The organism is Variovorax sp. M-6, assembly GCF_052114385.1.
Lineage (GTDB): Bacteria > Pseudomonadota > Gammaproteobacteria > Burkholderiales > Burkholderiaceae_C > Variovorax.
The window spans coordinates 91,797-116,200 of record NZ_JBFREQ010000001.1 but is presented as its reverse complement, the minus strand read 5'-3'; the positions used below and the strand labels follow the sequence as shown (position 1 = coordinate 116,200).

The 24,404-nt window shown below is 67.0% G+C and carries 23 protein-coding genes; 20 read left to right on the top strand and 3 right to left on the bottom strand.

The window, feature by feature from the left end:
• Positions 1-3: 3 nt before the first annotated feature.
• The 9 genes from nuoI to AB4Z46_RS00540 are packed head-to-tail and all read left to right on the top strand — an operon-like array spanning position 4 to position 7,950.
• Positions 4-546 (top strand): NADH-quinone oxidoreductase subunit NuoI, encoded by a 543-nt coding sequence (gene nuoI / locus AB4Z46_RS00580; RefSeq protein ID WP_286371383.1) that lies wholly within the window; start codon positions 4-6, stop codon positions 544-546.
• Positions 547-585: 39 nt separating this feature from the next.
• Positions 586-1,236, top strand: a complete 651-nt coding sequence (locus AB4Z46_RS00575) for an NADH-quinone oxidoreductase subunit J (RefSeq protein WP_442281527.1) — start codon at positions 586-588, stop codon at positions 1,234-1,236.
• Positions 1,233-1,541, top strand: a complete 309-nt coding sequence (nuoK, locus tag AB4Z46_RS00570; RefSeq protein ID WP_442281526.1) for an NADH-quinone oxidoreductase subunit NuoK — start codon at positions 1,233-1,235, stop codon at positions 1,539-1,541. The genes AB4Z46_RS00575 and nuoK overlap by 4 nt, the downstream gene beginning before the upstream one ends.
• A gap of 13 nt (positions 1,542-1,554) precedes the next feature.
• Positions 1,555-3,570, top strand: coding sequence for an NADH-quinone oxidoreductase subunit L (nuoL, locus tag AB4Z46_RS00565; protein ID WP_442281525.1), 2,016 nt, complete (start codon positions 1,555-1,557; stop codon positions 3,568-3,570).
• 24 nt (positions 3,571-3,594) lie between these two features.
• On the top strand, positions 3,595-5,070 hold the full coding sequence (locus AB4Z46_RS00560; protein WP_442281524.1) for an NADH-quinone oxidoreductase subunit M: 1,476 nt from the start codon (positions 3,595-3,597) through the stop codon (positions 5,068-5,070).
• Positions 5,071-5,079: 9 nt separating this feature from the next.
• Complete coding sequence (gene nuoN / locus AB4Z46_RS00555; RefSeq protein ID WP_442281523.1) at positions 5,080-6,567, top strand: NADH-quinone oxidoreductase subunit NuoN; 1,488 nt, start codon at positions 5,080-5,082, stop codon at positions 6,565-6,567.
• An 8-nt stretch (positions 6,568-6,575) separates the two neighbouring features.
• A complete protein-coding gene (locus tag AB4Z46_RS00550; RefSeq protein WP_442281522.1) occupies positions 6,576-6,890 on the top strand; it encodes a DUF2818 family protein in 315 nt (104 codons plus the stop codon).
• A 21-nt stretch (positions 6,891-6,911) separates the two neighbouring features.
• Complete coding sequence (locus tag AB4Z46_RS00545; RefSeq protein ID WP_442281521.1) at positions 6,912-7,502, top strand: NUDIX domain-containing protein; 591 nt, start codon at positions 6,912-6,914, stop codon at positions 7,500-7,502.
• 7 nt (positions 7,503-7,509) lie between these two features.
• A complete protein-coding gene (locus tag AB4Z46_RS00540) occupies positions 7,510-7,950 on the top strand; it encodes a DUF1178 family protein (protein ID WP_442281520.1) in 441 nt (146 codons plus the stop codon).
• 9 nt (positions 7,951-7,959) lie between these two features.
• Here AB4Z46_RS00540 and AB4Z46_RS00535 read toward each other — a convergent pair whose 3' ends face one another.
• On the bottom strand, positions 7,960-9,768 hold the full coding sequence (locus AB4Z46_RS00535; protein WP_442281519.1) for an ABC transporter transmembrane domain-containing protein: 1,809 nt from the start codon (positions 9,766-9,768) through the stop codon (positions 7,960-7,962).
• A gap of 139 nt (positions 9,769-9,907) precedes the next feature.
• Between AB4Z46_RS00535 and AB4Z46_RS00530 the strand changes: the two genes are divergently transcribed.
• The 4 genes from AB4Z46_RS00530 to AB4Z46_RS00515 are packed head-to-tail and all read left to right on the top strand — an operon-like array spanning position 9,908 to position 14,791.
• Positions 9,908-10,402: a MarR family winged helix-turn-helix transcriptional regulator gene (locus AB4Z46_RS00530; protein WP_442281873.1), complete on the top strand. Its 495-nt coding sequence runs from the start codon at positions 9,908-9,910 to the stop codon at positions 10,400-10,402.
• Positions 10,383-11,864 carry an efflux transporter outer membrane subunit gene (locus AB4Z46_RS00525; protein WP_442281518.1) on the top strand — a complete coding sequence of 494 codons (1,482 nt, stop codon included), beginning with the start codon at positions 10,383-10,385 and terminating at the stop codon, positions 11,862-11,864. Before AB4Z46_RS00530 ends, AB4Z46_RS00525 begins: the two co-directional genes overlap by 20 nt.
• Positions 11,865-11,903: 39 nt before the next feature.
• The gene (locus AB4Z46_RS00520; protein ID WP_442281517.1) at positions 11,904-13,214 is read left to right on the top strand and encodes an HlyD family secretion protein; all 1,311 of its coding nucleotides are present in this window, start codon (positions 11,904-11,906) and stop codon (positions 13,212-13,214) included.
• A 17-nt stretch (positions 13,215-13,231) separates the two neighbouring features.
• The gene (locus AB4Z46_RS00515; protein WP_442281516.1) at positions 13,232-14,791 is read left to right on the top strand and encodes a DHA2 family efflux MFS transporter permease subunit; all 1,560 of its coding nucleotides are present in this window, start codon (positions 13,232-13,234) and stop codon (positions 14,789-14,791) included.
• On the opposite strand, the gene AB4Z46_RS00510 is transcribed toward AB4Z46_RS00515, so the two are convergent.
• Positions 14,689-15,690: a LysR family transcriptional regulator gene (locus tag AB4Z46_RS00510; protein WP_442281515.1), complete on the bottom strand. Its 1,002-nt coding sequence runs from the start codon at positions 15,688-15,690 to the stop codon at positions 14,689-14,691. The genes AB4Z46_RS00515 and AB4Z46_RS00510 overlap by 103 nt on opposite strands.
• A 133-nt stretch (positions 15,691-15,823) precedes the next feature.
• On the opposite strand from AB4Z46_RS00510, the gene AB4Z46_RS00505 reads away from it, so the two are divergent.
• From AB4Z46_RS00505 to AB4Z46_RS00495, 3 genes are all read left to right on the top strand, one after another.
• Positions 15,824-16,975, top strand: coding sequence for a CaiB/BaiF CoA transferase family protein (locus AB4Z46_RS00505; protein ID WP_442281514.1), 1,152 nt, complete (start codon positions 15,824-15,826; stop codon positions 16,973-16,975).
• A gap of 61 nt (positions 16,976-17,036) precedes the next feature.
• A complete protein-coding gene (locus tag AB4Z46_RS00500; protein WP_442281513.1) occupies positions 17,037-18,014 on the top strand; it encodes a Bug family tripartite tricarboxylate transporter substrate binding protein in 978 nt (325 codons plus the stop codon).
• Between the two features lie 26 nt (positions 18,015-18,040).
• On the top strand, positions 18,041-19,867 hold the full coding sequence (locus AB4Z46_RS00495) for an acyclic terpene utilization AtuA family protein (RefSeq protein WP_442281512.1): 1,827 nt from the start codon (positions 18,041-18,043) through the stop codon (positions 19,865-19,867).
• Here the strand turns inward: AB4Z46_RS00495 and AB4Z46_RS00490 are convergent.
• Positions 19,864-20,226, bottom strand: coding sequence for a hypothetical protein (locus AB4Z46_RS00490; protein WP_442281511.1), 363 nt, complete (start codon positions 20,224-20,226; stop codon positions 19,864-19,866). The two genes, AB4Z46_RS00495 and AB4Z46_RS00490, sit on opposite strands and share 4 nt — an antisense overlap.
• A gap of 224 nt (positions 20,227-20,450) precedes the next feature.
• Between AB4Z46_RS00490 and AB4Z46_RS00485 the strand changes: the two genes are divergently transcribed.
• Genes AB4Z46_RS00485 through AB4Z46_RS00470 form a run of 4 tightly spaced genes read left to right on the top strand, consistent with a single transcriptional unit; the run spans position 20,451 to position 24,404 of the window.
• Entirely contained in the window at positions 20,451-21,221 is a 771-nt protein-coding gene (locus AB4Z46_RS00485; protein WP_442281510.1) for an ABC transporter ATP-binding protein, read from the top strand.
• The gene (locus AB4Z46_RS00480; RefSeq protein WP_442281509.1) at positions 21,221-21,931 is read left to right on the top strand and encodes an ABC transporter ATP-binding protein; all 711 of its coding nucleotides are present in this window, start codon (positions 21,221-21,223) and stop codon (positions 21,929-21,931) included. Before AB4Z46_RS00485 ends, AB4Z46_RS00480 begins: the two co-directional genes overlap by 1 nt.
• Before the next feature lie 37 nt (positions 21,932-21,968).
• Entirely contained in the window at positions 21,969-23,165 is a 1,197-nt protein-coding gene (locus AB4Z46_RS00475; protein WP_442281508.1) for an ABC transporter substrate-binding protein, read from the top strand.
• 45 nt (positions 23,166-23,210) lie between these two features.
• The gene (locus AB4Z46_RS00470) at positions 23,211-24,404 is read left to right on the top strand and encodes an ABC transporter substrate-binding protein (RefSeq protein WP_442281507.1); all 1,194 of its coding nucleotides are present in this window, start codon (positions 23,211-23,213) and stop codon (positions 24,402-24,404) included.

The window sequence follows — 24,404 nt, the reverse complement described above, 5'->3', positions numbered from 1 at the left end:
GCCATGACTGCGCCCTCCGCCAGCGCGCTTGCGCGCTCCTCCACGACCGCGTCCGCGCCGTTCTCGCTCAAGGACTTCCTGTCCAGCTTCATGCTGGTCGAGTTGTTCAAGGGCCTGGCGCTGACCGGCAAGTACGCCTTCAGCCGCAAGATCACCGTCCAGTTCCCGGAAGAGAAGACGCCGCTGTCGCCGCGCTTCCGCGGCCTGCATGCGCTGCGCCGTTACGAGAACGGCGAAGAGCGCTGCATCGCCTGCAAGCTCTGCGAGGCCGTGTGCCCGGCGCTGGCGATCACGATCGAATCCGATGTGCGCGACGACGGCTCGCGCCGCACCACGCGCTACGACATCGACCTGACCAAGTGCATCTTCTGCGGCTTCTGCGAAGAAAGCTGCCCGGTCGACTCGATCGTCGAGACCCACATCTTCGAATACCACGGCGAGAAGCGGGGCGACCTGTATTTCACCAAGGACATGCTGCTCGCCGTGGGCGATCGCTACGAAAAAGAAATCGCCGCCAACAAGGCGGCCGACGCCAAGTACCGCTGAGGCGGCTGGCCTGAAGCTCGAAGAAAACGAAGTCGATCCATGGACGTCAAGACCGGTCTGTTCTATCTGTTTGCCGCGGTGCTGCTGTTCGCGGCTTTCCGCGTCATCACCGCGCGCAACCCCGTGTATGCGGCGCTCTACCTGGTGCTGGCGTTCTTCCAGGCATCGGCCATCTGGCTCCTGCTGCGCGCCGAGTTCCTGGCCATCACGCTGGTGCTCGTCTACGTGGGGGCGGTGATGGTGCTGTTCCTGTTCGTGGTCATGATGCTGGACATCAACGTCGAAGGCCTGCGCGAGGGCTTCTGGAAGCACTTCCCGCTGGCTGCCGGCGTCGGCGCGCTGATCGCGCTCGAGATGGCCGCAGTGCTGATGGGCGGCTTCCGCCTGACCTCGCCGAAGACGCTGTCGGCGATCCAGGGCCCGGAGACCTCGAACACGCTCGAGCTCGGCAAGCTGCTCTATTCCCAATACCTCTATCCGCTGGAGATCGCCGCGGTGATCCTGCTGGTCGCGATCGTCGCGGCCATCGCGCTGACGCTGCGCCGGCGCAAGGACAGCAAGTACGTGAACCCGGCCGACCAGGTCCGCGTGAAGGCGCGCGACCGCGTGCGCATCGTGCAGGTGCCCGTCACGCGCCAGGCTGAACCGGTCGCGGAGCAACCCGCGGCAGCTGCGGAGACCAAGGCATGACGCTCACGCTCGGACACTTCCTYTCGCTCGGCGCGATGCTCTTCGCGCTGTCGGTCATCGGCATCTTCCTGAATCGCAAGAACCTGATCGTGCTGCTCATGTGCGTGGAGCTGATGCTGCTCGCGGTCAACATGAACTTCGTCGCCTTCTCGTACTTCCTCGGCGACATGCACGGACAGGTCTTCGTCTTCTTCATCCTGACGGTCGCGGCGGCCGAGTCGGCCATCGGGCTGGCGCTGCTGGTGCTGCTGTTCCGCAACAAGTCGAGCATCAACGTCGACGAACTGAATGCGCTGAAGGGCTGAAGAAGGTTTACTCATGAGCGCTACTCTTTCCGCATCCACCCTCCTGGCCGTTCCGCTCGCGCCGCTGGTCGGCGCCGTCGTCGCCGGCCTGTTCGGCACGAAGTTCGGCGGCAATCACATCGGCCGCCGCGTCACGCACTCGCTGACCATCCTCGGCGTGCTGGTGTCCTTCATCATCTCCGCCATGACGCTCAACAGCGTCGTGAACGACGGCGCGCGCTTCAACGCCACCATCTACGAATGGATGACCGTCGGCGGCCTGAAGATGGAAATCGGCTTCCTGGTCGACGGCCTGACCGCGATGATGATGTGCGTCGTGACCTTCGTGTCGCTGATGGTGCACATCTACACCATCGGCTACATGCAGGAGGACGACGGCTACAACCGTTTCTTCGCCTACATCTCGCTCTTCACCTTCTCGATGCTGATGCTCGTGATGAGCAACAACATGCTCCAGCTGTTCTTCGGCTGGGAGGCGGTGGGCCTGGTGTCCTATCTGCTGATCGGCTTCTGGTACAACCGGCCGACCGCGATCTTCGCCAACATGAAGGCCTTCGTGGTCAACCGCGTGGGCGACTTCGGCTTCATCCTCGGCATCGGCCTGATCGCCGCCTACGCCGGCACGCTGAACTACGGCGATGCCTTCGCCCAGGCCGACGCGCTGGCCAAGATCACCTTCCCGGGCACCGAATGGATGCTGATCACCGTGATCTGCATCTGCCTGTTCATCGGCGCGATGGGCAAGAGCGCGCAGTTCCCGCTGCACGTCTGGCTGCCCGACTCGATGGAAGGCCCGACCCCGATCTCGGCGCTGATCCACGCCGCGACCATGGTCACGGCCGGCATCTTCATGGTGGCGCGGATGTCGCCGCTGTTCGAGCTCAGCGACACCGCGCTGAGCTTCATCCTCGTGATCGGCGCCATCACCGCGCTGTTCATGGGCTTCCTGGGCGTCGTTCAGAACGACATCAAGCGCGTGGTGGCCTATTCCACGCTGTCCCAGCTCGGCTACATGACGGTGGCGCTCGGCGCCTCGGCCTACTCGGTCGCCGTGTTCCACCTGATGACCCACGCCTTCTTCAAGGCGCTGCTGTTCCTCGGCGCCGGCTCCGTGATCATCGGCATGCACCACAACCAGGACATGCGCTGGATGGGCAACGTGCGCAAGTACATGCCGATCACCTGGATCACCTCGCTGGTGGGTTCGCTGGCGCTGATCGGCACGCCGTTCTTCTCGGGCTTCTATTCCAAGGACAGCATCATCGAGGCGGTGCGCGAGAGCCACCTCTGGGGTTCGGGCTTCGCCTACTTCGCGGTGCTGGCGAGCGTGTTCGTCACCGCCCTGTATTCGTTCCGCATGTATTTCATGGTGTTCCACGGCAAGGAGCGCTTCGACCAGAACCCGGACGCGCACCACGATGATCACGGCCACGGCCACGATGACCATCACGAGCCGCACGAGTCGCCGTGGGTGGTCTGGGTGCCGCTGGTGGCGCTGGCGATCCCGTCGGTCGTGATCGGCTTCATGACGATCCAGCCGATGCTCTTCGGCGAGTTCTTCAAGGGCGCGATCTTCGTCGGCGAAGATCACCACGCCATGAAGGAACTGGCCGAGGCCTTCCACGGCCCGGTCGCGATGGCCATCCATGGCCTGACCGCGGCGCCGTTCTGGCTCGCGCTCGGCGGCGTGGTGGTGGCCTGGTACCTGTACCTGGTCAACCCGGCCGTGCCGGCCGCGATCAAGCGCGCCTTCGGCCCGATCTACACCCTGCTCGAGAACAAGTACTACATGGACTGGTTCAACGAGAACGTCATCGCCCGTGCCACCCGCGCACTGGGCACCGGCCTCTGGAAGGGCGGCGACCAGGGGATCATCGACGGTGCCATCGTCAACGGCTCCTGGAAGCTGGTTGCCCGCGTGGCGGGCGCGGTGCGCTGGCTGCAGTCGGGCTATATCTATCACTACGCCTTCTCGATGCTGCTCGGCATCTTCGTTCTGATGTCGTACTTCGTCTGGTTCAAGCGGTAAGCGGCTCTCTGGAGAAAAACAAAAATGGGTTTGTTGAGCCTTGCCATCTGGATGCCGATCGCCTTCGGCGTCGTGCTGTTGGCCTTCGGTCGGGACGAACACGCGAGGGGCGTGCGCTGGGTGGCGCTCGTCGGTTCGATTGCGAGCTTCCTGGTCACCTTGCCGCTCTGGTCGCGTTTCCAGAACGGCACCGCCGCGATGCAGTTCGTCGAGAAGTCGCCCTGGATCGATCGCTTCAATATCAGCTACCACATCGGCCTGGACGGCATCTCGTTCTGGCTGGTGCTGCTGACCGCCTTCATCACCGTGATCGTGGTGATTTCGGCCTGGGAGGTGATCACCGAGCGCGTGAACCAGTACATGGGCGCCTTCCTGATCCTGTCGGGTCTCATGATCGGCACCTTTTCGGCACTTGACGGCCTGCTGTTCTACGTCTTCTTCGAAGCCACCCTGATCCCGATGTACCTGATCATCGGCATCTGGGGCGGACCGAACAAGATCTACGCCGCTTTCAAGTTCTTCATCTACACGCTGCTCGGCTCGCTGTTGATGCTGGTCGCGCTGATCTACCTGTACAACCAGTCGGGCGGCAGTTTCGACATCCTGAGCTGGCACAAGCTGCCGCTGTCGGGCACCGCGCAGACCTTCCTGTTCTTCGCTTTCTTCGCGTCCTTTGCGGTCAAGGTGCCGATGTGGCCGGTCCACACGTGGCTGCCCGACGTGCACGTCGAAGCCCCCACGGGCGGCTCCGCGGTGCTGGCGGCGATCATGCTGAAGCTCGGCGCCTACGGCTTTCTGCGCTTCTCGATGCCGATCGCGCCCGACGCCGCGCACGAATGGGCCTGGCTCATGATCGCGCTGTCGCTGATCGCGGTGATCTACGTCGGCCTGGTGGCGCTGGTGCAGCAGGACATGAAGAAGCTGGTGGCCTATTCGTCGGTGGCCCACATGGGCTTCGTGACGCTCGGCTTCTTCATCTTCAACGAGCTCGGCGTCGCCGGCGGCATCGTGCAGATGATCGCCCACGGCTTCGTCTCGGGCGCGATGTTCCTGTGCATCGGCGTGCTCTACGACCGCGTGCATTCGCGCCAGATCGCCGACTACGGCGGCGTGGTCAACACCATGCCCAAGTTCGCCGCTTTCGCGCTGCTGTTCGCGATGGCCAACTGCGGCCTGCCGGCCACCGCCGGGTTCGTGGGCGAGTGGATGGTGATCCTCGGCGCGGTCAAGGCCAACTTCTGGCTCGGCCTGGGGGCAGCCACCGCGCTGATCTTCGGCGCCGCCTACACGCTGTGGATGTACAAGCGGGTCTACCTGGGCCCGGTGGGCAACGACCACGTGAAGGAACTCAGCGACATCAATGCGCGCGAATTCCTCATGCTGTCGCTGCTGGCGATCGCGGTGCTGTGGATGGGCCTCTATCCGAAACCTTTCACCGACGTGATGAATGCCTCCGTGGATGGGCTGCTGCAGCACGTGTCCGTCTCCAAGCTGCCGTAAGAGAACAAGATGATTGACAAACTCAGCTGGATGACGATCTACCCCGAGGTGGTGCTGCTGATCATGGCCTGCATCATCGCGCTGGTCGATCTGTCCGCGACCAGCCCGCGCCGCACCGGCACCTATGTGCTGACCCTGCTCACGCTCGCGATCGTCGCGGTGCTGACCGGCTTCAACGCCGCCGAGGGCAAGACGATCTACGGCTTCGGCGGCATGGTCGTCAGCGACCCGATGGGCAGCTGGCTCAAGTGCTTCGCGACCCTGGCCCTGATGGTCACGCTGGTCTATGGCCGGCCCTATGCGGCCGACCGCGGCATGCTGCGCGGCGGCGAGCTGTTCACGCTGAGCCTGTTCGCGCTGCTGGGCATGTTCGTGATGATGTCGGGCAGCAACTTCCTGCTGATCTACCTCGGCCTCGAACTGCTGACGCTCTCGAGCTATGCGCTGGTGGCGCTGCGCCGCGACAACGCGGTGGCGAGCGAAGCCGCCATGAAGTACTTCGTGCTCGGCGCCATGGCCAGCGGTTTCCTGCTCTACGGCCTGTCGATGATGTACGGCGCCACCGGCTCGCTCGACATCAACGAGGTGTTCAAGGCGATCGCGAGCCGCAAGGTGAACCACCAGGTGCTGGTGTTCGGCCTGGTGTTCATCGTCGCCGGCCTGGCGTTCAAGGTCGGCGCCGCGCCGTTCCACATGTGGGTGCCTGACGTCTACCAGGGTGCGCCGACCGCGGTCACGCTGATGATCGGCTCCGCGCCCGAACTGGCGGCCTTCGCGATCATCATCCGCCTGCTGGTGGAGGGACTGCTGCCGCTGGCGATCGACTGGCAGCAGATGCTCGCGCTGCTGGCGATCGCGTCGCTGCTGGTCGGCAACCTGGCCGCGATCGCGCAGACCAATCTCAAGCGCATGCTGGCCTACTCGACCATCGCGCAGATGGGCTTCATGCTGCTGGGCCTGGTGGCGGGCGTGGTCAACGGCAACACCTACAACGCCCAGTTCGCCTACAGCGCCTCGATGTTCTACATCGTGACCTACGTGCTGACCACGCTGGCGGCTTTCGGCATCATCCTGCTGCTGGCGCGCGAGGGTTTCGAGAGCGAGGAGATCACCGATCTCGCCGGTCTCAACCAGCGCAGCCCGCTCTATGCCGGCGTGATGGCGATCGCGATGTTCTCGCTGGCCGGCATTCCGCCGCTGGTCGGCTTCTACGCCAAGCTGGCCGTGCTGCAGGCGCTGATCGCTTCGGGTCAGGCCCTGTACATCGGCCTGGCCGTGTTCGCGGTCGTGATGTCGCTGATCGGCGCCTTCTACTACCTGCGCGTGGTCAAGGTGATGTACTTCGATGCGCCGGTCACGGCCAGCACGGTCTCGGCACCGGGCGATGTGCGCACCGTGCTGACGCTCAACGGCGCCCTGATCCTGATTCTGGGCATCCTGCCCGGTGGCCTCATGACGCTGTGCGCGAACGCGATCGTGGCCACGCTGGCGACCTGAGCGCGACCGTGTCACAAAGCGCGTCGGTCTGGATGGTGCTGGGGGTCGCGCTGCTGGCGGCCAACCTGCCGTTCCTCAACGAGCGCCTGTTCGGGCTGGTGCCGATCCCGGCACGCGCCAAGTCGCTCGCCGTCCGGCTGGCCGAACTGGTGCTGCTCTACTTCGCGGCCGGCGGCATCGGCCTGCTGTTCGAACGCCGGGTCGGCCAGATCGCGTCGCAGGGCTGGGAGTTCTACGCCGTCACGGGCGCTCTGTTCATCGTGCTGGCCTTTCCCGGCTTCACCTGGCGCTATCTCCTGAAGCACCGACGCACTGCGGCATGAAATGCCGCCACGCGCACTGACATGACCGACAAGCACCTGAGGGAAGAACTCACCGCGAGCGAGCAGCTGTTCAAGGGCAACTTCCTGCACGCCAAGCGCGACACCGTGCGCCTGCCCGATGGCCACACCGCCACTCGCGAGTACGTGGTGCATCCGGGGGCGGTGGTGGTGGTGCCGCTGCTGGACGACGGCCGCGTCGTGCTCGAGCGCCAGTACCGCTATCCGGTCGGCCACGTGATGACTGAATTCCCGGCCGGCAAGCTCGACGCGGGCGAAGAGCCGCTGGTCTGCGGCCAGCGCGAGCTGCTCGAGGAAACCGGCTATACCGCACGCGAGTGGGCCCGTGCCGGTGCCATGCATCTCGCCGTGGCGTACTCGACCGAGATCATTCACATCTACTTTGCACGCGGCCTGACGCTGGGCGACCGTCAGCTCGACCACGGCGAGTTCCTGGACGTGATCACCGCCACGCCCGAGGAACTGATGGGCTGGTGCCGCGACGGCACGGTGTCGGACGCCAAGACGCTGACCTGCACGCTCTGGCTGCAGAACGTCCTGTCGGGCGCATGGGTGCTCGACTGGCACCACACAACTTTGCCCGCCGGCCGATAATCGGCCCATGAAGGTCCTCAACCTCCAGTGCGCCCACGGCCATGGCTTCGAAGGGTGGTTTGCATCGCAGGATGCATTCGACACCCAGCTCGCCGGTGGCCTGGTGGAATGCCCGATGTGCGGCGATACGGCCATCACCAAGCTGCTGGCCGCGCCACGGCTGAACCTCGGCAATGCCAAGGCGCCGGTCGAAACGCCGCCGGCCCGGCTGCCGGCCACCGATTCGCCCGAGGCGCGCTGGCTGCGCGCGGTGCGCGAGGTGATCGCCCAGACCGAGGACGTGGGCGAGCGCTTCGTCGACGAAGCCCGCAAGATGCATTACGGCGAAGCCGAGGAACGCGGCATCCGCGGCCAGGCGACGCCCGAGCAGGCCCGTTCGCTGGCCGAGGAAGGCATCCCCGTCTTCACGCTGCCGCTGCCTGCGGCCCTCAAGGAGACGCTGCAGTAGCCTGCAGCGTCAGGCGGCTTCGGTCAGCGCCTGGGGATCCGCCGTGAATTGGAGAGCGGCCAACCGCGCATAAACGCCGTTCTGCGCCACCAGCGCCGCATGCGTTCCCTGTTCGACGATGCCGCCGTGGTCCAGCACCACGATGCGATCGGCCTTTTGCACCGTCGCGAGCCGGTGGGCGATGACCAGCGTGGTGCGGCCCGACATGGCGGATTCGAGGGCCGCCTGCACCATGCGCTCGCTCTCGGCGTCCAGCGCGCTGGTGGCTTCGTCGAGCAGCAGCAGCGGCGGGTTCTTGAGCATGGCGCGGGCGATCGCGATGCGCTGGCGCTGGCCGCCCGACAGGCGCACGCCGCGCTCGCCCAGGAAGGTGTCGTAACCCTCGGGCAGGGCCCGCAGGAAGCCGTCCGCGAAGGCGGCGCGGGCGGCGGCGTGAACCTCCTCGACGCTGGCGTCGGGCCGGCCGTAGCGGATGTTCTCGAGCGCGCTGGCCGAGAAGATCACCGCGTCCTGAGGCACCAGGCCGATGCGCTTGCGCAATTCGTCGAGCGACAGTGCCGCCAGCGGCGTGCCGTCGAGCGTGATGCTTCCGGACTGCGGGTCGTAGTAGCGCAGCAAGAGCTGGAACACGGTGCTCTTGCCGGCCCCGCTCGATCCCACCAGCGCCACGGTTTCGCCGGGCGCCACCCGGAGCGTGACATCGCGCAGGGCAGGGGTGCCGGGCCGCGAGGGATAGTGGAAGCCCACGCCCTCCAGGCTCAGGGCGCTGCCGGCCTTGGGCACCGGCGCCTGGGTCGGCCGCTCCGGCGACAGGATCACCGGCTTGGCGTGAAGCAGTTCCATCAGGCGCTCGGTGGCGCCGGCGGCGCGCAGCAGGTCGCCGTAGACCTCGCCGAGCACGGCCGCGGCGCTCGCCAGGATGATCACGTAGACCACGGTCTGCCCGAGATGGCCGGCCGTGATGTCGCCGCGCAGCACCGCTTGCGTGCCCTGGTACAGGCCCCAGAGCAGCGCCGCCGAGGTCGCGATGATGATGAACGCCACGAGCACCGAACGCGCCCGCGTGCGGCGCACCGCCGTCCGGAACGCGCTGTCGGTCGAGGCATCGAAGCGGGCCGCCTCGCGGGCTTCGGCGGTGTAGCTCTGGACCACCGGGATCGCGTTGAGCACCTCGGCCGCGATCGCGCTGGAGTCGGCCACCCGGTCCTGGCTGGCGCGCGACAGCTTGCGCACGCGGCGGCCGAACCACATGCTGGGCAGCACGACCAGCACCAGAATGCCGAGCACCTGCACCATCACATAGGGGTTGGTCCAGACCAGGATGGCCAGGGCGCCGACGCCCATCACCGCATTGCGAAGCCCCATGCTGAGCGAGGAGCCGACCACGGTCTGCACCAGCGTGGTGTCGGCGGTCAGGCGCGACAGCACCTCGCCGGTCTGGGTGGTCTCGAAAAAGACCGGGCTTTGCCGCAGCACGTGGGCGTAGACGGCGTTGCGCAGATCCGCCGTCACGCGCTCGCCGAGCCAGCTGACCGTATAGAAGCGCGCCGCCGAGAACAGCCCGAGCGCCACGGCGACCGCGAACAGGGCGACGAAATGCTCGCGCAGCGCCATCGTCTGGGCCCCCTTGTCGGTCGAGACCAGGCCGCCATCGATGAGGCTGCGCAGGGCGATCGGGAACACCAGGGTGGTCGCCGCAGCCAGCACCAGGAACACCACCGCAAGAAAGATCTGGGTGCGGTAAGGGCGCAGGAAGGGCGCCAGACCCGACAAGGACTTCGGCGAGCCTTTGGCGAGCGAGGGGGAAGAGGAGGCCATATCCCAGCCATTCTAGCGAAACGCTTGCCTCACCAAAGGTCGCCTTGACAGTAATTGCCGAGGCAACTAATATTCGGGTATGTCCGAATCCAAGACCCCGGAAGACCGCCGGGCGGCCCCTTCACCCGGCAAGCCGCCGATGGTCGAGGCTTTCTACAAGGCCGAGAACTACCGCGCGGAGGAGAGCATCGGCTACATGATGCGCCGCATCCTGACGGCGGTCGGCCAGTCGGTGGAAATGCACATGTGCGAACCCGGCAGTCCGACCTATCCCCAGTGGGTGCCGCTGCACAAGCTGTACACGGGCAAGGTCACCACGGTGGCCGAACTGGCGCGCGAATGCCTGCTCGACACCGGCGCCATGACGCGCCTGCTCGATCGCCTCGAAGCCAAGGGCCTCTGCCGGCGCGTGCGTTCCGTGGCGGATCGGCGCGTGGTCCACATCGAACTCACCGACGAGGGCCGCGCAGCGGCCCGCGAGGTGCCGCAAATTCTCAGCCGGGTGCAGAACGAACACCTGGCCGGATTCACCAACGAGGAGTGGGAGCAGCTCAAGAGCTACCTGCGCCGCATCCTCGACAACGCACAGGCCTTGTCGGCCCGTGGGGAAAAAGATGACTCGACCTCTTCCTGAGCGGACCTTGCGGCGTGCGAGTGCCGTCGCCGCGGCCGTGCTGGCGCTGGCCATCGCCGGCTGCGCCGACATGGGCGCGATCGCCTCGAACCCGAAGCTGCAGACCGCGGAAAGCCTCGGCCTGGCCACGGCACCGACGGCCGCCCGGGCCGCACCGACGCTCGACAGCCAATGGTGGCTGGCCTTCGGCGATCCGCAGCTCAACGCGCTGGTCGACCAGGCCGTCGAAGGCAACCCCAATCTGCAGATCGCCCGCGCCCGGCTCGCGCGCGCCCAGGCTTCCGTGATGACGGCCGAGGCGGCCGACTGGCCCCAGATCAACGGCGCCCTCGACCTGACGCGGCAGAAGTTCAGCGCCACCTCCATCTATCCGAAGCCGCTCGGCGGCTCGGTCCAGGAAACAGGCACGCTGCAGATCGGTGCCAGCTGGGAACTCGACTTCTTCGGCAAGAACCGCACGGCGCTCGACGCCGCGCTGGGCACGGCCAATGCGGCCGCGGCGGAGGCCGATGCCGCGCGCATCCTGCTGGCGAGCAACGTGGCGCGCGGCTATGTCCAGTGGGCACGACTCAACGACCGGCTGGTGGTGGCCCAGCGCGCGCTGGCCCAGCGCGAAGAGCTGCTCACGCTGGTGCGCGACCGCGTATCCGCCGGCCTGGACACGCGCCTGCAGTTGAAGCAGAGCGAAAGCAGCGTGCCCGAGGCCCGCCAGCAGATCGAGGCGCTGGACGAGCAGATTGCGATCGCGCGGCACGCGCTCGACGCCCTGGTGGCGAAGCCCGGCGCGACCCAGGCGCTGGCGCCGCCGAGGCTTGGCAATTTCAAGGGCATGGCCCTGCAGCAGACCATTCCGGCCGATCTGCTGGGCCGGCGCGCCGACATCGCCGCTGCGCGCTGGCGTGTCGAGGCCGCGAACAGCGACGTCGCGAATGCGAAGACGCAGTTCTATCCCAACGTCAACCTCGTGGCCTTCGCCGGCTTCTCGAGCATCGGCTACGGCAACCTGCTGAAGTCGGACAGCCAGCAGTGGGGCGTCGGCCCCGCGATCCGTCTGCCGATCTTCGAGGGTGGCCGCCTGCGCGCCAACCTGCGCGGCAAGTCGGCCGACCTGGACGCCGCGATCGACAGCTACAACGCCACCGTCTTCGATGCGGTGCGCGACGTCGCCGACCAGGTCACGAGCGTGCAGTCGGTGGCGCGCCAGCAGATCCAGCAGCGCGAGGCGCAGGATGCCGCCGAGGCCGCCTACGACATCGGCCTGCAGCGCTACAGCGCGGGGCTCGGCAACTACCTCGACGTCCTGACGGCCGAGATCACCGTGCTGGCGCAGCGCCGCGACGGCGTCGACCTCGCGGCCCGTGCGCTCGAAAGCCAGGTCGGGCTGGCGCGCGCGCTGGGCGGCGGCTGGCAGCCTTCGGACGCCACCCAGACCGCCGCCGCGCCTGCGGCCGCGCATCCCTGATCACTCCCGAACACTGCTCCGAATCCGAAAGACACCGTCATGGAAAACAGCAACAACGCCCCGGCCGCCGCGCCGATCGAGCCCATCGCCCAGGCGCCTGCCGCCAACAACAAGCGCCGCCGTGCGCTGACCGCGCTGGCCTCGGTCGTGGTGCTGGCCGGCGCCGGCTGGGGGGTCTACGAATGGCTGGTCGCGAGCCACTATGAATCGACCGACAACGCCTACGTGCAGGGCAACGTGATCCAGATCACGCCGCAGATCGGCGGCACCGTGATGGCGATCATGGCCGACGACACCGACCTGGTGAAGGCCGGCCAGCCGCTGGTCCAGCTCGATCCCTCCGATGCCAGGGTGGCGCTCGAGCAGGCCGAGGCCGCGCTGGCGCAGGCGGTGCGCCTGGCGCGCACCCTGTATGCCAACAACGGCTCGCTGGCGGCGCAAGTCACGCTGCGGCAGGCCGACATCGTGCGCGCACAGAGCGACATCGCGCGGGCGCAGGACGATCTGAAGCGCCGCCAGGCCCTGTCGGGCAACGGCGCGGTGTCGAAGGAAGAGCTGAACCACTCCGAGACCGCGCTGGCCAATGCCAAGAGCCAACTGGCGGCGGCGCAGGCCGGCGTGCTCTCGGCGCGCGAACAGCTGACCAGCAACCAGTCGCTGACCGAGGGCACCTCTGTCGAGCGGCACCCGAGTGTGCTCGCGGCCGCGGCCAAGGTGCGCGAGGCCTACCTCGCGACCCAGCGCGTCGCGATGCCGGCACCGGTCGAGGGCTACGTGGCCAAGCGCACGGTTCAGCTCGGCCAGCGCGTGGCCGCCGGCACGCCGATGATGTCGATCGTGCCTCTGAACCAGCTGTGGGTCGATGCCAACTTCAAGGAAGTGCAGCTGCGCAACATCCGTATCGACCAGCCCGTGAAGCTCACGGCCGACCTGTACGGCAAGAAGGTGGAGTACGACGGCCGGGTCGCCGGCCTCGGCGTCGGCACCGGCTCGGCCTTCGCGCTGCTGCCGGCGCAGAACGCCACCGGCAACTGGATCAAGGTGGTGCAGCGGGTGCCGGTGCGCATCGCGCTCGACCCCGAGCAGCTCAAGGCCAACCCGCTGCGCGTGGGCCTGTCGATGGACGCCGAGATCGACATCTCGAAGAAGGACGGCAAGGCGCTGGCCGACGCGCCGCGCGGCAGTGCACTGATCCAGACGCAGGTCTACAGCCAGCTCGACAGCGGCGCCGATGCCGAGGTCGATCGCATCATCGCCGCCAACCTCGGCCGCAACGCGCCGCGCCAGGCGCCGGCGGCCAGCGCCGCGCCGGCCGCGACGCCGACGCCTTCGCCAGCGCATCCCGGCTGATCGGGCGAGCGCGCGCGATGTCGAACGCCACCGCTTCCCAGCCGCTGCCGCCGCTCGAGGGCTCCGCCCGGGTGTGGGGCACGATCGCGCTGTCGGCCGCGACCTTCATGAACGTGCTCGACACCTCGATCGCGAACGTGTCGCTGCCGGCGATCGCCGGCGACCTCGGCGTCAGTTCGACGCAGGGCACCTGGGTCATCACCAGCTTCGCGGTGGCCAACGCCATCGCGGTGCCGCTCACGGGCTGGCTCACGCAGCGCTTCGGGCAGGTGCGGCTGTTCATGACCAGCGTGCTGCTGTTCATCATCAGCTCGTGGCTGTGCGGCCTGGCGCCGAACATGACGACGCTGATCGCGTTCCGCGCGCTGCAGGGCTTCGTGGCCGGCCCGATGATCCCGCTGTCGCAGACGCTGCTGCTGTCGAGCTATCCGCGCGCCAAGGCGGGCCTCGCGATGGCGATGTGGTCGATGACCACGCTGGTCGCGCCGGTGATGGGGCCGATGCTCGGCGGCTGGATCACCGACAACATCTCCTGGCCCTGGATCTTCTACATCAACATCCCGGTCGGCCTGCTGGCCGCGGGCATCACCTGGGCCATCTATCGCAAGCGCGAGAGCGTGACCCGCAAGGTGCCGATCGACGGCATCGGGCTGGCGCTGCTGGTGATCTGGGTCGGCGCGATGCAGCTGATGCTCGACAAGGGCAAGGAGCTCGACTGGTTCCATTCGGCGGTGATCATGACGCTGGCGGTGGTGGCGGTGGTCGGCTTCGCCTTCTTCCTGATCTGGGAGCTGACCGACAAGCATCCGGTGGTCGACCTGTCGCTCTTCAAGCGGCGCAACTTCTGGTCGGGCGCGCTGGCGACGGCGGTGGCCTATGGCCTCTTCTTCGGCAACGTGGTGATCCTGCCGCTGTGGCTGCAGCAGTTCATGGGCTACACCGCGACCCAGGCCGGCATGATCATGGCGCCGGTGGGCATGCTGGCGATCATCTTCTCGCCGATCGTCGGCCTCACGGTGGGCAAGGTCGACCCGCGCCGCTACGCGACCTTCTCGTTCCTGGTGTTCGCGCTGGTGCTCTGGATGCGCTCGAACTTCAACACCCAGGCCGACTTCTGGACCATCATGATCCCGACGATCATCCAGGGCGTGGCGATGGCCTTCTTCTTCATTCCGCTGGTGACCATCACCTTGTCGGGCCTCTCGCCCGACCGGATCCCGGCGGCCTCGGGGCTGTCGAACTTCCTGCGCATCACCGCGGGCGCGATCGGCACCTCGAGCGCAACCACCTTGTGGGAGAACAGGGCGGCGCTGCACCACGCGCAGCTGGTCGAATCCGTGAACCAGGGCAGCGCGGCGGCGAACAGCGCGATCGCCAACCTGGGCGCCGGGGGCTTCAGCCCCGAACAGGTGCTGGGCCAGATCAACCGCATCGTCGACCAGCAGTCCTTCATGCTGGCCACCAATGACGTGTTCTACGGCTCCGCGCTCCTGTTCCTGCTGCTGATCCCGCTGGTCTGGCTGGCCAGGCCCGCCAAGGGCGCAGGCACGTCGGACGCCGCGGCCGGCGCGCACTGAGCGGGCGCCCGCGCGAGGCGCCGGAGCGACTCCAGGAACGCCCGGCTCACCGGCGAGAGCGAACGGCCGGCCCGCGTGACCACGCCGACCGGCCGCGACATCACGGGCCGCTGCAGCGGTATCGCGACCAGATCGTCGTTCTTGATGAGCTGAAGGGCCAGCCGCGGCAAGGCCGTCAAGCCGAGGCCCGCCGCCACCAGGGCTCCCGCCACGGCGATGCTCGGATACTCGATGGCCGGAAGGATCGGCAGGCCCTTCTGGAGAAAGGCCGCATCGGTGATCGGCCGGATGCTGCTCCTGTAGCTGCTCGCGATGAACGGGCGCGCAGCGAACGCCGACCACGGCACCGAGGATCTCGCGCTGAGGGGGTCGTCGCGACGGCACAGCAGCACGAAGGGGTCATCGAGCAAATGGCGGTAGAGCAGGGGCTCCTGCGGCGCCGGCCGCACGCTGATGGCCATGTCGGCCTTCCCCTCGTCGATGGCCGTTCGCAGCAGGTCCGCGTGCCCCTCGATCAGCGAGAACTGGACCTGCGGGTGCAGCAGGCGGAACGCGGCGATCGCTCTCGGCAGCAGCGCCACGCCGGCCGAGGGCAGCGACGCGACGGTGACGTGGCCACTGCGTCCCTCCAGGAACTGTGACAACTCGCTGAACGAGCTGTTGAAGTTCTCCAGGATCCGCAAGGCGATCGGGAGCAGTTCCCTGCCGGCGGGCGTGATTTCCACATGCCGGGTATCGCGGTCGAACAGGCGCGCGCCCAGCGCCGCCTCGACCACCTTGATCGTCCGGCTCAAGGCCGGCTGCGACACATGCAGCGCCTGGGCCGCCGATCGGAAGTTGACCGTCCGGGCGACTTCGACGAAGGCCTCGAGTTGCTGAAGGGTGATGCCGATCCGCATGCCGTGTGAGTGGTGAAATTGATCCGATTGGGTTATCAGAGTTATAGGATTATTGTCCTTCCCACATCAGGCGCATGCGGCCAGAATTTGTTGCTGCTACGGAGACAAGAGGTCGAACGGCCTCGACAAATGCATGAACAACATTCTTGAAGGCATTCGCGTCCTCGAGCTGGGTCAGGTCCTGGCGGGGCCTTTCGCCGGCGCGATCCTCGCCGACCTCGGCGCCGAGGTGGTCAAGCTCGAACGGACCGAAGGCGGGGACGACGCCCGTCACATGGGCCCGGCGTTCCGCCATGGCGATGCCCACAACTTCCACATCTTCAATCGCGGCAAGAAGTCGGTCGCGATCGACCTCAAGAGCGACGAGGGCCTGGCGGCATTCGAACGCCTGGTCGCGGACACGGACATCCTGATCCACAACCTGCGCCCCGGCGTCACGAAGACGCTGGGCATCGATGGCCCCACGCTGTGCGAGAGGCACCCGCGCCTGATCTATTGCGAGATCTCCGCGTTCGGCCACACCGGGCCCATGCGCATGCTGCCGGGCTACGAGCCGTTGATCCAGGCTTTCAGCGGGCTCTCCAGCATCAACGGCGGCCCGGAGGATCCGCCGATGCGGACCGGTGCTTCGGTCTGCGACCAGGGCAGCGGCATGTGGACCGTCATCGGGGCGCTGGCGCTTCTGCAGCGCAGGCATTCGACGGGCAAGGGCGGTGTGGTCAGCACCTCGTTGCTGGAGACGGCCCTGGTGTGGACCGGCCAGAAGGCGGACGCCTACGTCAACGAGGGCCGGCTGCCGGATCGCCACCGTTCCGGCCATCCGGGCTTCGTGCCGTACGAGGCCTTCGAGACCGCCGATGCACCGGTGCTGATCTGTTGCGGCAACGACCGCCTGTTCGCCAAGCTCGCGCACGAACTCGGCCGCGCCGACTGGGTCGACGACGAGCGCTTTGCCACCAACCGTGCGCGGCTCGGCAACAAGGCGGCGCTGCTGGCAGAGCTGGCCCCGCTGCTGAAGGCGCAGACGCGTTCGCAGTGGCTCTCCCGCTTCAAGGCCTCCGGCGTCCCGTGCGCACCCGTGCACACCGTCCCCGAGGCCATCGCCCATCCCCAAGTCGAAGCCCTGGGCATGCTGCAGGCGGTGCCCGGCGAGGACTTCCGCTTGACGGCGCTGCCGCTGTCGATCGATGGCGTGCGCCCCGCGCACCGCGGCGTGGCGCCGCGGCTGGGCCAGCACAACGCGGACTACGGCATCCCTTCGAAAGCAGGCGGCAGCGATGCCTGAGCTGCCGAGGCGCCGCCGGCGCCATGGACCGCATCCAGCCATTTTTCAAACAGGAGACCCCATGCCTCGTTTCTTCCATCGCGCCCTGGGCGCTACAACGGCCGCTGCCGCCATGATGTGGTGCGTCGGACTCGCGCACGCACAGGCCTACCCGGAAAAGCCGATCACGATCGTGGTGCCTTTCGCCGCGGGCAGCGGCACCGATCAGCAGGCGCGCAGCATGGCGCAAGCCCTGTCCACCGAGTACAAGGTGCCCGTCGTCGTCGACAACAAGGCGGGCGCCAGCGGCTTCATTGCCGCGCAATACGTCGCGAAGGCCGCGCCGGACGGCTACACGATGCTGATGACCACCAACACCACGCACGCGGCCAACGAACACCTCTACAAGAAGCTGCCCTACGACCCGGTCAAGGACTTCACGCCCGTGACGCTGCTCTCCAAGGGGCACATGCTGCTGCTCGTGAACGAGTCGTCCCCGATCAAGTCGGTTTCCGACCTGATCGCCGCGGCAAGGAAGTCGCCCGGGAAGCTCAACTTCGGCAGCGGCAGTTCTTCCAGCCGGGTGGCCAGCGAGTTGCTCAAGCAGATGACGGGCGTCGACATGGTCAACGTCCCCTACAAGAGCAATCCGATGGCGATCACGGACCTGCTGGGCGGCCAGGTCGACTTCATGTTCGCCGACGCGCCGACCGCGCTGCCCCAGGTCAAGAGCGGCAAGCTGCGCGCCCTCGCGGTGAGCGGCACCCAGCGGCTCGCCGCGGCCCCCACGGTGCCGACGGTGGACGAGGCCGGCGTCAAGGGGTATGACATGTCGTACTGGACCGCGGTCTACCTGCCGCCGAAGGCGCCGGCCGCGGTCACGGCCAGGCTCAACGAGATGCTGATCAAGGTCTCCGCATCGCCCGCCATCGTGGCCTACCAGGCGACCTCGAGCGGCGAGGCGGCGACCAGCACGCCGGAAGGTCTGGCCAGGTTCCAGTCCGCCGAATCCCAGAAGTGGGGTCGCGTGATCCGGGCCGCCGGCATCGAAGCCGAGTGAGCCGCAGATTTTCCGAAGGAGCGATGATGAACAAACGGACCGTGAGGATCGGTGGCGCCTCGGGCTTCTGGGGCGACAGCTCGGTGGGCGCGCCGCAGCTGGTCGAGCAGGGCGCGATCGACTACCTGGTGTTCGACTACCTGGCGGAACTCACGATGTCGCTGCTGGCCGGCGCCAGGCTGAAGAACCCGGACATGGGCTATGCGACCGATTTCGTGACCTCGGCCATGGCCACGGTGCTGCCGATGGTGGTCAGCAAGAACATCCGGGTGATCGCGAACGCCGGCGGCGTCAACCCGAGGGCCTGCGCTGCAGCCGTCGAAAAGCTGGCCGCGGGCCTCGGTCTCGAAGTCAAGGTCGCGGTCGTCACCGGCGACGACGCGCTGCCTCTGATCGACGCGCTGCGCGCGCAGGGCATCGGCCACATGACGACGGGCGAGCCCTTGCCCGAGCGGCTGGTCAGCGCCAATGCCTACCTGGGGGCGGCGCCGATCGCGAGCGCCCTGGCCGCCGGCGCCCAGATCGTCATCACGGGACGCTGCGTCGACAGCGCCGTGACGCTGGGCGCCCTCATGCACGAGTTCGGATGGAGCGCCGACGACTGGGACCGCCTGGCGGGCGGCAGCCTCGCGGGTCACATCATCGAGTGCGGATGCCAGGCCACGGGCGGGCTTCACACCGATTGGGACCGGGTACCGGACTGGGCGCACATCGGCTATCCCATCGTCGAATGCGCGGCCGACGGTTCCTTCACGGTCAGCAAGCCGCCGGGCACCGGCGGCCTGGTCTCTCGTGCCACGGTCGGCGAGCAGCTGCTCTACGAGATCGGCGACCCGTCCGCCTATCTGCTTCCGGACGTGGTGTGCGACTTCCGCAACGTCAGCATCACCGAGACCGCGCCGGGCGAAGTCCGCGTGGCCGGCGCCAAGGGCCGCGCGCCCTCCGACAAGTTCAAGGTCACCGCCACCTACGCCGCGGGGTACCGCTGCAACGCCGAGCTGCTGATCGTCGGCTTCGACGCCACGGCGAAGGCCCGGCGCACCGGCGAGGCCATGATCCGTCGGACGCGCGATCTCTTCGAAGCGCGTGGCTGGCGCGACTTCAGCGCGACGCACATCGATGTGCTGGGCGCCGAGGACGGCTATGGGCCGCATGCGACCCGGCATCCGCCGAGGCAGGCCGTGCTGCGCGTCGCCGTGACGCATGGCGAGAAGGCCGCGCTCGAAGTGTTCGCGAAGGAAATCTCCGCGGCCGGCACCTCCTGGGCGCCGGGCACGACCGGCATGGGCGGCGGGCGGCCCTCGGCGGCGCTGTCGATCCGCCAGTTCCCGTTGCTCGTCGACAAGGCGCTGTTCACGCCCTTCGTCGAACTGGGCGGCGAACGGTGGGCCGTGCCGGCGAGTTCGCCGGCCTCGGAGGCGCGGACGCCCGAAGCCCCTGGCGCGCAGGATGGCGCCGTGGCCGTTCAGGGCGAGGACGACGCCACGACGCGCGATGACGACCGGATCGAAGTCCCGCTGATCCGGCTGGCCTACGCCCGCAGCGGCGACAAGGGCGACACCTCGAACATCGGCGTCATGGCGCGGCATCCGGCCTTGCTGCCGACGCTGCGTGCCCAGCTGACGGCGGACGCGGTGGCGGCCTACCTGGCGCATCTGGTCCGCGGCAAGGTGACCCGCTACGAGCTGCCCGGCATCGACGCGATGAACTTCGTGTGCGAAGAGGCGCTGGGCGGCGGCGGCATGGCGTCGCTGCGGGTGGACCCGCTGGGAAAGAGCATGGCGCAGATCCTGCTGTCGATGCCGGTCCAGGTCGCTGTCCGGCAGCTGGATGCGGCGGCCCGCGTGCGCTAGTTGCCGAACAACGCCAGTAGCGCGTAGACGCCCGCAAGAAACCAGCCCACCGTCCTCGCCGCGTCCATGTTCTCCTTGGGAATCGGCACCAGCATGGCGCGCTTCCATGCCCACATGTTGAAAGCGAACGCAAGGCAGGCCCCGCTCACCGCGACGAGATAGGACATCAGGCCCGCGGCGGCGACCATCGACGCCACGAGCGCCAGAAACGTTCCGGCGCCGATGCCGCCGGAAGTGCTTGCGAGCACGTGCGACAGGCAGCCGCAATTCGCGCACTTCGCGGGGCATGCGCGGTCTGACCAACGTTTGGCAAGCCCGGAGATGGTGAGCTCCTGGCAACGCGGGCAGGCATGTTTCATGGTGGCGTCGGATGCTGGGTGCTGGACCGCATTCTGCCTTTCGCTCGAACGGACGAGCACAATCGCCGTGCCCCCGTCGCCGGGGCCGAGCCCCGGCTAGGCATTTGCCCCAGTAGGCAAGTGTTGCCGCCGCTGCAAACAATGCGGTCCGCGCAACCATGGTGGTGCGCTGAGATGGACCGCATGACCGAATTTTTCTGCCAGCCAACGGGCGACCGCGCGAGATGAGCGACATCATTCTCGAAACACGTCAGCTCACCAAGGAATTCAAGGGCTTCACCGCGGTCAGCAAGGTCGATCTCTCGGTCGTGCGCGGATCGATCCATGCGCTGATCGGCCCCAACGGCGCCGGCAAGACGACCTGCTTCAATCTGCTGACCAAGTTCCTCGAGCCGACCTCGGGCACGATCCTGTTCAACGGCATGGACATCACGAACGAACGCCCGGCGCAGATCGCGCGGCGCGGCATCATCCGCTCGTTCCAGATCTCCGCGGTGTTCCCGCACCTGACCTTGCGCGAGAACGTGCGCCTGGGCCTGCAACGTGCGCTGGGAACGTCCTACCACTTCTGGAAGAGCGAGAAGACGCTGGCGCCCCTGGATGCCCGCGCCGAAGCGTTGCTGGCCGAAGTCGGCCTCGAGGACCTGGCCGACGAGCTGACCGTGAACCTGCCCTACGGCCGCAAGCGCGCGCTCGAGATCGCGACCACGCTCGCGATGGAGCCCGAACTGATGCTGCTCGACGAGCCGACCCAGGGCATGGGCCACGAGGACGTGCACCGGGTGGCCGAACTGATCAAGCGGGTGTCGGCCGGCCGCACGATCCTGATGGTCGAGCACAACATGAGCGTGGTCTCGACCATCGCCGACACCATCACGGTGCTGCAGCGCGGCGCCGTGCTGGCCGAGGGGCCGTATGCCGAGGTCTCGCGCAATCCGCAGGTGATGGAGGCCTACATGGGCACCACCGACGGCGCACTGCAGGGAGCCCACTGATGGCCACTCCCGCACTCGAAATCAAGGGTTTGCAGGCCTGGTACGGCGAATCGCACGTGCTGCACGGCGTCGACATGGTCGTGCAGCCCGGCGAAGTCGTCACGCTGCTGGGGCGCAACGGTGCCGGCCGCACGACGACGATGCGCGCCGTGCTCGGCCTGACCGGCACCCGCAAGGGCAGCATCAAGGTCCACGGCGTCGAGACCATCCACATGGCGACGCACCGCATCGCCCACCAGGGCATCGGCTACTGCCCGGAAGAGCGCGGCATCTTCGCCAGCCTTTCGTGCGAGGAGAACCTGCTGCTGCCGCCGCCGCTCAAAGGCGCCGCCAAGGGCATGTCGGTCGACGAGATCTACGCCATGTTCCCGAACCTGGCCGAACGTCGCAACAGCCAGGGCACGCGGCTGTCGGGCGGCGAGCAGCAGATGCTGGCGGTGGCGCGCATCCTGCGCACCGGCGCCCGGCTGCTCTTGCTCGACGAGATCTCCGAAGGCCTGGCGCCGGTGATCGTGCAGGCGCTCGCCCGCATGATCCACACCTTGCGCGGCAAGGGCTACACGGTGGTCATGGTGGAGCAGAACTTCCGGTTCGCGGCGCCGCTGGCCGATCGCTTCTACGTGATGGAGCACGGGCGCATCGTCGAGAAGTTCGGCGCCTCCGAACTCGAGGCCAAGATGCCGGTGCTCAACGAATTGCTCGGTGTTTGATTTCTTTTCTCAACCTGTTGATCGAACGGAGGATTCCATGAAGAACCAGTTCAGCGCAATGACCCTGGCCATCGCCGCGATGGCGCTCGCTGCCGGCGCCGCGCAGGCACAGGAGAAAGTGAAGATCGGTTTCGTCACCGACTTGTCGAGCCTGTACGCCGACCTCGAAGGCAAGGGCGGGGCGACCGCGATCCAGATGGCGATCGACGATTTCGGCGGCAAGGTGCTGGGCCAGCCGATCGAACTGCTGACCGCGGACCACCAGAACAAGGCCGACATCGCCGCCTCCAAGGCCCGCGAATGGATCGACACCGCGGGCGTGACCATGGTGTTCGGCGGCACCAATTCCGGCACCGCGCTGGCGACCGCCAAGGTGGCGCAGGAAAAGAAGCGGATCTACTTCAACAATGGCGCCGCCACCTCGGCGCTCACCAACGAGCAGTGCAGCCCCTACACGGTGCACTATGCCTACGACACCGTCGCGCTGGCCAAGGGAACGGGCGGCGCGGTGGTCGACCGCGGCGGCAAGACCTGGTTCTTCCTGACCGCCGACTACGCCTTCGGCCATGCGCTCGAAGCTGACACCTCGGCGGTGATCAAGGCCAAGGGGGGCACGGTGGTCGGCGCGGTCCGGGCGCCGCTCAATGCCTCGGACTTCTCGTCCTTCCTGCTGCAGGCGCAGAACTCGAAGGCGCAGATCCTCGGCCTGGCCAATGCCGGCGGTGACACCGTCAACTCGATCAAGGCGGCGAAGGAATTCGGCATCGGCAAGAGCATGAAGCTGGCCGGACTGCTGATCTTCCTGACCGACATCCACAGCCTGGGCCTCAAGAACACCGAAGGCCTGCTCCACACCACGAGCTGGTACTGGGACCTGAACGACGACACCCGCAAGTTCTCCAAGCGCTTCTTCGACAAGACCAAGCGCATGCCGACCGACATCCAGGCGGCCGACTATTCGGCCACGATGACCTACCTGAAGGCGGTGCAGGCGGCCAAGACGACCGATGCCGACAAGGTGATGGCCGAACTCAAGAAGACGCCGATCAACGACTTCTACGCCAAGGGCACGATCCGCGCCGACGGCCGCATGGTGCACGACATGTACCTGGTCGAGGTCAAGTCGCCGGCCGAGTCGAAGCAGCCCTGGGACTACCTCAAGGTGATCGCCAAGCTGCCGGGCGACCAGGTGTTCACGGCCAAGGCCGACTCCAAGTGCGCGCTCTGGAAATGACGCGCCGATTCAACGATTTCTCTCACTCATCTCTCTGATCCGACCATGAAAAAAACAATCGCGCTTACCGCTGTCTCCCTCGCCGTCGCCATGGCGGCCGGCGGCGTCCAGGCACAGGACAAGGTCAAGATCGGATTCATCACCGACATGTCCAGCCTCTATGCCGACGTCGAAGGCAAGGGCGGGGCGACCGCGATCCAGATGGCGATCGACGACTTCGGCGGCAAGGTCAACGGCCTGCCCATCGAACTGGTCACGGCCGACCACCAGAACAAGGCCGACATCGCCGCCTCGAAGGCGCGCGAGTGGATCGACACCGACAACCTCACGATGCTGTTCGGCGGCACCAACTCCGGCACCGGCCTCGCGCTGGCCAAGGTCGCGCAGGAGAAGAAGCGCGTCTTCATCGTCAACGGCGCGGGAACCTCGGCGCTCACCAACGAGCAATGCAGCCCCTACACCGTGCACTACGCCTACGACACCGTGGCGCTGGCCAAGGGCACCGGCGGCGCCGTGGTGGGGCAGGGCGGCAAGAGCTGGTTCTTCCTGACGGCCGACTACGCCTTCGGCGCGGCGCTCGAGGCCGATACCACCAAGGTCGTGAAGGAAAAGGGCGGCACGGTGGTCGGCAGCGTCAGGCATCCGCTCAACGCCTCGGACTTCTCGTCGTTCCTGCTGCAGGCGCAGAACTCCAAGGCGCAGATCCTCGGCCTCGCGAACGCGAGCGGCGACACCATCAATGCGATCAAGGCCGCGAAGGAATTCGGCATCAACAAGTCCATGAAGATGGCCGGCCTGCTGGTCTTCATCACCGACATCCACAGCCTGGGCCTGAAGAACACCGAAGGCCTGCTGCTCACCACCAGCTGGGACTGGAACCTCGACGAGAAGACCCGCGCCTTCGGCAAGAAGTTCTTCGACAAGACCAAGCGCATGCCGACCGACATCCAGGCGGCCGACTATTCGGCCACGACGGCCTACCTGAAGGCGGTGCAGGCCGTGAAGAGCACCGATGCCGACAAGGTGATGGCGGAACTCAAGAAGACCCCGATCAACGACTTCTACGCCAAGGGAACGATCCGCGCGGATGGCCGCTTCGTGCACGACATGTACCTGATGCAGGTCAAGTCGCCGTCCGAGTCGACCCAGCCGTGGGACTACTACAAGCTGGTCGCCAAGCTGCCCGGCGACCAGGTCTTCACCACCTTGGCCGACAGCAAGTGCGCCCTCCTGAAATGA

Excerpts from the sequence above, each read along its gene's own strand:
- nuoI (WP_286371383.1), top strand. The coding sequence starts at position 4 with ATGACTGCGCCCTCCGCCAGCGCGCTTGCGCGCTCCTCCACGACCGCG.
- AB4Z46_RS00575 (WP_442281527.1), top strand. The coding sequence starts at position 586 with ATGGACGTCAAGACCGGTCTGTTCTATCTGTTTGCCGCGGTGCTGCTG.
- nuoL (WP_442281525.1), top strand. The coding sequence starts at position 1,555 with ATGAGCGCTACTCTTTCCGCATCCACCCTCCTGGCCGTTCCGCTCGCG.
- AB4Z46_RS00560 (WP_442281524.1), top strand. The coding sequence starts at position 3,595 with ATGGGTTTGTTGAGCCTTGCCATCTGGATGCCGATCGCCTTCGGCGTC.
- nuoN (WP_442281523.1), top strand. The coding sequence starts at position 5,080 with ATGATTGACAAACTCAGCTGGATGACGATCTACCCCGAGGTGGTGCTG.
- AB4Z46_RS00545 (WP_442281521.1), top strand. The coding sequence starts at position 6,912 with ATGACCGACAAGCACCTGAGGGAAGAACTCACCGCGAGCGAGCAGCTG.
- AB4Z46_RS00540 (WP_442281520.1), top strand. The coding sequence starts at position 7,510 with ATGAAGGTCCTCAACCTCCAGTGCGCCCACGGCCATGGCTTCGAAGGG.
- AB4Z46_RS00535 (WP_442281519.1), bottom strand. The coding sequence starts at position 9,768 with ATGGCCTCCTCTTCCCCCTCGCTCGCCAAAGGCTCGCCGAAGTCCTTG.
- AB4Z46_RS00530 (WP_442281873.1), top strand. The coding sequence starts at position 9,908 with ATGGTCGAGGCTTTCTACAAGGCCGAGAACTACCGCGCGGAGGAGAGC.
- AB4Z46_RS00525 (WP_442281518.1), top strand. The coding sequence starts at position 10,383 with ATGACTCGACCTCTTCCTGAGCGGACCTTGCGGCGTGCGAGTGCCGTC.
- AB4Z46_RS00520 (WP_442281517.1), top strand. The coding sequence starts at position 11,904 with ATGGAAAACAGCAACAACGCCCCGGCCGCCGCGCCGATCGAGCCCATC.
- AB4Z46_RS00515 (WP_442281516.1), top strand. The coding sequence starts at position 13,232 with ATGTCGAACGCCACCGCTTCCCAGCCGCTGCCGCCGCTCGAGGGCTCC.
- AB4Z46_RS00510 (WP_442281515.1), bottom strand. The coding sequence starts at position 15,690 with ATGCGGATCGGCATCACCCTTCAGCAACTCGAGGCCTTCGTCGAAGTC.
- AB4Z46_RS00505 (WP_442281514.1), top strand. The coding sequence starts at position 15,824 with ATGAACAACATTCTTGAAGGCATTCGCGTCCTCGAGCTGGGTCAGGTC.
- AB4Z46_RS00500 (WP_442281513.1), top strand. The coding sequence starts at position 17,037 with ATGCCTCGTTTCTTCCATCGCGCCCTGGGCGCTACAACGGCCGCTGCC.
- AB4Z46_RS00495 (WP_442281512.1), top strand. The coding sequence starts at position 18,041 with ATGAACAAACGGACCGTGAGGATCGGTGGCGCCTCGGGCTTCTGGGGC.
- AB4Z46_RS00490 (WP_442281511.1), bottom strand. The coding sequence starts at position 20,226 with ATGAAACATGCCTGCCCGCGTTGCCAGGAGCTCACCATCTCCGGGCTT.
- AB4Z46_RS00485 (WP_442281510.1), top strand. The coding sequence starts at position 20,451 with ATGAGCGACATCATTCTCGAAACACGTCAGCTCACCAAGGAATTCAAG.
- AB4Z46_RS00480 (WP_442281509.1), top strand. The coding sequence starts at position 21,221 with ATGGCCACTCCCGCACTCGAAATCAAGGGTTTGCAGGCCTGGTACGGC.
- AB4Z46_RS00475 (WP_442281508.1), top strand. The coding sequence starts at position 21,969 with ATGAAGAACCAGTTCAGCGCAATGACCCTGGCCATCGCCGCGATGGCG.
- AB4Z46_RS00470 (WP_442281507.1), top strand. The coding sequence starts at position 23,211 with ATGAAAAAAACAATCGCGCTTACCGCTGTCTCCCTCGCCGTCGCCATG.